The sequence below is a fragment of the Limnoglobus sp. genome, from assembly GCF_059499385.1.
The window spans coordinates 1-5,949 of record NZ_JCABYM010000026.1 but is presented as its reverse complement, the minus strand read 5'-3'; the positions used below and the strand labels follow the sequence as shown (position 1 = coordinate 5,949).

At 71.2% G+C, this 5,949-nt stretch carries 4 protein-coding genes; all 4 read left to right on the top strand.

What is annotated here, in order from left to right:
- Nucleotides 1–166: 166 nt before the first annotated feature.
- The 4 genes from AC5JJ2_RS04460 to AC5JJ2_RS04445 all read left to right on the top strand — a co-directional run bounded on the left by AC5JJ2_RS04460 (nt 167) and on the right by AC5JJ2_RS04445 (nt 5,855).
- A complete protein-coding gene (locus tag AC5JJ2_RS04460; protein WP_495856756.1) occupies nt 167–691 on the top strand; it encodes a chemotaxis protein CheX in 525 nt (174 codons plus the stop codon).
- Nucleotides 688–2,829 (top strand): chemotaxis protein CheW, encoded by a 2,142-nt coding sequence (locus AC5JJ2_RS04455; RefSeq protein WP_495856755.1) that lies wholly within the window; start codon nt 688–690, stop codon nt 2,827–2,829. The genes AC5JJ2_RS04460 and AC5JJ2_RS04455 overlap by 4 nt, the downstream gene beginning before the upstream one ends.
- Nucleotides 2,826–3,251 (top strand): chemotaxis protein CheW, encoded by a 426-nt coding sequence (locus AC5JJ2_RS04450; RefSeq protein WP_495856754.1) that lies wholly within the window; start codon nt 2,826–2,828, stop codon nt 3,249–3,251. The genes AC5JJ2_RS04455 and AC5JJ2_RS04450 overlap by 4 nt, the downstream gene beginning before the upstream one ends.
- Before the next feature lie 306 nt (nt 3,252–3,557).
- Nucleotides 3,558–5,855, top strand: coding sequence for a methyl-accepting chemotaxis protein (locus AC5JJ2_RS04445; RefSeq protein WP_495856753.1), 2,298 nt, complete (start codon nt 3,558–3,560; stop codon nt 5,853–5,855).
- The last annotated feature ends 94 nt before the right edge of the window (nt 5,856–5,949 follow it).

Sequence of the window (5,949 nt, the reverse complement as noted above, 5' to 3'; positions counted from 1 at the left end):
GGGCGGGGCCCCCCCCCCCCCCCCGAGCTTCCTCCCTCCGACGCGATCCTCACCGGGGGTGGGTAGGTTACCCCCCTCCCTAACCCTCCCCCCCAAGGGGGGAGGGAACAAAGCCGGAGACCGACGGGAATCTGCCCACCTGGTTTTCCTTCCTCCCGAGGCCGCGATGCTCGCCCCCGCCCCGTTCGAGACGCCGTTCCCGGCCGCCATCGCGGACGCCGCCACGGCCGGGATCGAGATCACGCTGAACACGATCCTCGGCGAGAAGCCGGCCCGCGTGCCGCTGCCGGACCCCGCCCCGGCGGCGCAGACGCTCGCCGCCGTCATCTCGTTCGTCGGCGAGACCAAGTGGTCGCTCACGCTGATGGTGACGGAGGAAGTCGGAGTCGCGATGGTCGAGAAGTTCTGTGGGTTCGCCATCCCGTTCGACGCGGAAGACATGGCCGACGCCGTCGGCGAACTGGTCAACGTCATCGCCGGCGAGGTCACGCTCCAGATGGAGAAGCGGAAAATTCGCGGCCGGATGTCGCTGCCGATCGTCCTCCGCGGCCAGGGGCTGCAACTCGTGGCGAACCGCGCCGCCGCGCGGCAGCAGCTCGCGTACCGCACCTCGTTCGGCCCGTTCGCCGTGCAGTTCCTCGCGGCCGGCACGTCCGTGTTCACCCGCCTGCCGGGCAAAGACCCCCGATGACCGACCAGGACATCATCCGCGAGTTCCTCGTCGAGAGCGCCGAGAACCTCGACCAGCTCGACCGCGACCTCGTCGTGCTGGAGAAGGCCCCGGACGACCGCCGCACGCTGGCGAGCGTGTTCCGCACGATCCACACGATCAAGGGGACGTGCGGGTTCTTCGGGTTCGCGAAGCTGGAGGCCGTCGCGCACGCCGGCGAGACCCTCCTCAGCCGCCTCCGCGACGGGCTGTTGCGGCTGACGCCGGAGATCGCGACGGCGCTTCTGAAGATGATCGACGCCGTGCGGGCGATGCTCGCGCGGATCGAGACGGACGGGGCCGAGGGCGACGGCGACTACGCCGCGCTGGTCGCGCGGCTCACGGAATTGCAGGTAAATCCTGGGACCGCGGGCGTCCCGCCCGCCCACGTTCACGTGGCCGGTGACCCGCCTTCGGTGGCTGCGGCCGTGGCGGGCGGGACGCCCGCGGTCCCAGGGAAACCCCCGGACGCGTCCGCCGCGGACGCGAGCATCCGCGTCGATGTCGGCGTGCTCGACCAACTGCTGAACCTCGTCGGCGAACTCGTGCTGGCGAAGAACCACGTCGCGGCGTTCGCGGCCGACGGGCCGGACCCGGCCGCCCGCCGGGCCGTGCAGCGGCTGGCGCACGTCACCCGCGACCTGCAAGGCCAGGTGCTGAAGACGCGGATGCAGCCGCTCGCCACCGTCTGGGACCGGTTCCCCCGCGTCGTCCGCGACCTCGCCGCCCACCTCGGCAAGACGGTCCGCCTGGAGTGCGACGGCGGCGACACGGAACTCGACCGCGGCATCCTCGAAGCGATCAAGGACCCGCTCACGCACGTCGTCCGCAACGCCGTCGATCACGGCATCGAGAAGCCGGACGTGCGGGCGGCCCGCGGCAAGCCGGCCGAGGGCACGGTCCGCCTGCGGGCGTTTCAGGAGGGCGGCCAGGTCGTCCTCGAAATCCGCGACGACGGCGGCGGCATTTCGCCCGCGAGGGTCAAGGCGAAGGCCGTCGAGAAGGGGTTGATCTCGACCGACCGCGCGGCCCGGATGACCGACCACGACGCGACGATGTTGATCTTCGCGCCGGGGTTCTCGACGGCCGAGCAGGTCACGACCGTATCCGGCCGCGGCGTCGGCATGGACGTGGTGAAAACGAACGTCGAGCGGGTCGGCGGCAGCCTCGACGTGCAAAGTACGGTCGGCGTCGGCACGACGCTCCGGCTGCGCATCCCGCTGACGCTCGCCATCGTCCCGGCCCTCGTCGTGACGGGCGACGGCGACCGGTTCGCGATCCCACAGGTCAGCCTGCTCGAAATCCTCCGGCTCGACGCCGCGGCCGGGCGGGGCGAGTCGCTGCACGGCGTCCCGGTGTTCCGCCACCGCGACCGGCTGCTGCCGCTCGTGGACCTGCGAACCGTCCTCGCGCTCAACGACACGCCGCCGCCCGCGGACCGGAACGTCGTCGTCCTCGAAGCCGAGCGGCGGCGGTTCGGGCTGGTCGTGGACTCGGTCCTCGACGCACAGGAGATCGTGGTCAAGCCGCTCGACGAGCAGTTGAAGGCGCTGGCCGTGTACGGCGGCGCGACGATCCTCGGCGACGGCGGCGTGGTCCTCATCCTCGACGCCCTCGGCCTTGCCGCGAGGGCGGGCGTTCCGGTTTCTTCCGACGAACCGACGACCGAACCGGTCGAGGAACCGGCGGACGTGCAGACGCTGCTCGTCCTCGGCGTCGGCGAGCGGCGGCGGGTGGCCGTGCCGATGCGGCACGTCGTCCGCCTGGAGGAGGTGCCGGCGGCCGGCGTCGAGTGCGCCGGCGGCTTCCCCGTGATGCAGCACCGCGGCGACATCATCCCGGTCGTGTGGGTGACGGACGTGCTCGGCGAGCCGCCCCGCCCGTGGCCCACCGGCCCGGTCTGCGTCGTCATTTATCGCGACGGCGGCCGCACCGTCGGGCTGGCCGCGGACCGCGTGATTGACGTGGTCGAGGCGGCGGTCGAGCTGCACGCCACGGCCGCGCGGCCCGGCGTGGCCGGCACGGCCGTCCTCCAGGGCCGCGTGACGGAGCTGCTCGACCTGCCGACGGCCCTCCGCCTCGCCGACCCGTGGGCGCATCTCGCGGCGGGGGCCGTATGAATCAGATTTGCACGTTCCTGCTCGACGGCCGCACGTTCGGCGTCCCGGTCGCGGACGTGCAGGAAGTGCTGCGGCCGCAGCGCCCGTCCCGCGTCCCGCTCGCCCCGCCGGGCGTGACCGGCCTCATGAACCTCCGCGGCCAGATCGTGCCGACGATCGACCTCCGCCCGCGACTGGGCCTGCCGCCCCGCGGCCGGGACGCGCAGCCGTTGAACCTGGTGGTCCGCGCCGCCGACGGGTTGAAGGCGCTGCTGGTGGACGACGTGGGCGAGGTGATCGAGGCGGACGCCGCGGCGTTCGAGCCGACGGCGGACCTGTTGCGCGGCCCGGCCGGCGAGCTGATCCGCGGCGCGTACCCGCTCGGCGGGCAGCTGGTGCTGGTGTTGGACGTGGCGAAGGCGGTCCGGGGTGGCACTTCATAACGCCCCGGCGGGTTTGTAGGGCGGGTCAAGGCTTTGCGCCGACCCGCCGTCGCCTCCAGTCACCCCCGGCGGGTCGGCGCAAAGACTTGACCCGCCCTACGGGAGCATCCCGGCCACCCCATCGGCCGAATGCGACTCGAAGTCTCACGGCCGGGGGGTGGGGGTAAAATCTTGCGAATCTTGGCCATCTCGCCTGCCAGACTGACAGCCGGACACCTCCGTCATCCCCCGCAAATTTCCGGCCGGTTGCCCCGATACTTCAACGACGGTTCGGTCGTCCGTGACCCCTAGCCCCCGTGCCACCCCATGCGGCCGTTCTCGCGCCTCGCGTTCAAAAGCCTGCGGGCGAAGCTCACCTGCGGCGTCCTGCTCGCCGTCGGCGTCCCGCTCGGCCTCGCGTTCGCCCTGATCGACACCGACGGCGCGGACGCCCGGCACGAGCAGCGGCTCATCGGCGTCATTGCCGTCGCGTCCTTCCTCGGCGTCGTCGCCGTCACGTACTGGCTCGCCCGGTCGATCACCGGCCCCATCCACCGCGTCACCCGCGCGCTCGCGGCGTTCGCCGACGGCGACCTCACGTGCCGCGCGACCGACGCCCCGGCCGACGAGATCGGGCAGATGGCCGCCGCCGCCAATCGCGCCCTCGACGAGATCCATAACGTCTTCGCCGCGAAGTACGTCAACTGGCAGGAACTGGCCGTCGCCCGCGTCCGGGAGAAGGAGTTCGCCCTGGACAACGCCGCCATCGGCCGGATGGTCCGCGCCATCCTGGAGGCGAAGGGCGTCCGGCACGCGGCGCAGATCGCCATCGACACCCTCCGCGAGGTGTTCGGGTACGAGTACGGGTCGTACTGGATCGTCGATCACCGGGCCGGGCGGCTGGAGTTCGTCCTCGACTCCGGCGACGTGGGCGACGAGTTCCGCCGGGCCACGCACGCGGCGAAGTTCCACGAGGGCGAGGGGTTGAACGGCCGGGCGTGGCGGCAGCGGGACGTGGTCCTCGTCCACGACCTAGCCACGCTCGCCGACTGCACCCGCCTCCCGGCCGCGAGGCAGGCCGGGTTCAAGGCGGCGCTCAGCGTGCCGATCGTCGTCACCGGCCGGGTCGTCGGGACGCTCGACGTGTTCTCCAAGAACCCGCTCGACCTGTCCGACCACCGCCTCGAAACGATCCGCAGCGTGGCCCTGTTGCTGACGGCCGCGATCACCCGCGTGGAGGCCGACCGCACCCGGTCGATGGTCGAAAGCTCGCCGACCGGGATGATGTTCGCGGACAAGCGGGGGGCGATCAAGTTCGCCAACGCCGCCGCCCTGAAGATGATGAAGGGCGTCGAGCCGTACCTGCCGGTCCCGGCCGACCAGATCGTCGGCCAGAACATCGACGTGCTGCACCAGCACCCGGACCAGCAGCGGGAGAACTGGGCCGACGAGTCGAAGCTCCCGATCCGCTCGCAGATGAAGCTCGGGCACGAGCACTTCGAACTCGTGGTGTGCGCGATCCACGACTCGTACCGGAACCGGATCGGCACGATGGTGACGTGGGACCTCATCACGAAGCGGGTCGTCGCCCAGGAGCGGCTGCACAAGACTTCCGACGAGGTGCAGTCGCTGCTCGCGCAGGTCGCGTCGAACGCGACGCTGTTGACCTCCTCGGCGGACGAGCTGTGCGCCGTCAGCTCGCAGATGAGCGCGAACGCGGAGGAAACGTCCTGCCAGGCGAACGTTGTGTCGGCGGCGGCCGAGCAGGTGAGCCTGAACGTGCAGACGGTAGCGACCGGGGTGGAGCACATGGGCGTCGGCATAACCGAGATCGCGAACAACGCGACCGAGTCCACGAAGATCGCGTCGGACGCCGTCGCGCTGGCCGAGGCGACGAACACGACCATCGCCCGGCTCGGCGCGAGCAGCGGGGAGATCGGCGAGGTCGTGAAGGTCATCACCGCCATCGCCCAGCAGACGAACCTGTTGGCGCTCAACGCCACGATTGAAGCGGCGCGGGCGGGGGAGGCCGGGAAGGGGTTCGCCGTCGTCGCGAACGAGGTGAAGGAGCTGGCGAAGGAGACGGCGAAGGCGACCAACGACATCGGCCAGAAGATCGAGGCGATCCAGCGGGAGACGGGCAGCGCGGTGAACGCCATCGGCCGGATCGCGGCCGTCATCAACCGCATCCACCACGCCTCGACGACGATCGCCGCGGCCGTCGCCGAGCAGAAGCAGACGACCGACGAGATCGACCGGAACATCCACGAGGCGGCGAAGGGGACGGCCGAGATCGCACAGAACATCACGGCCGTCGCCCACGCGGCGCAGAACACGACCGAGGGGGCGATCCGCACGCAGCACGCCGGCGAGGAGCTGAACCGGATCGCGATCTTCCTCCAGCAGCTCGTGGCGACGCAGCACCTGAACGCGGAACCGATGAAGCAGAAGTCGGAGCGGATCGGCGTGGCCGCCACGCACCGGGTCGGCTCGCCGCTGCTGTCGAGCGCGATCCCGACGGCGAACGCGCTGCGGAAGATCGCGGGCCTGCGGCAGTCCGGGTTGGGGCAGAGCGGCAGCCGCACGACCCGCCCGACGTGGAGCGAGGCGACCGGGGGGAACTGACTTGGTAGGTTGGGTCGAGGCTTTCCGAGGCCCGACACCAGCCACCTTTGCGGCTCATGGCTTTATTCCCTCCCCCCTTGGGGGGGAGGGTTAG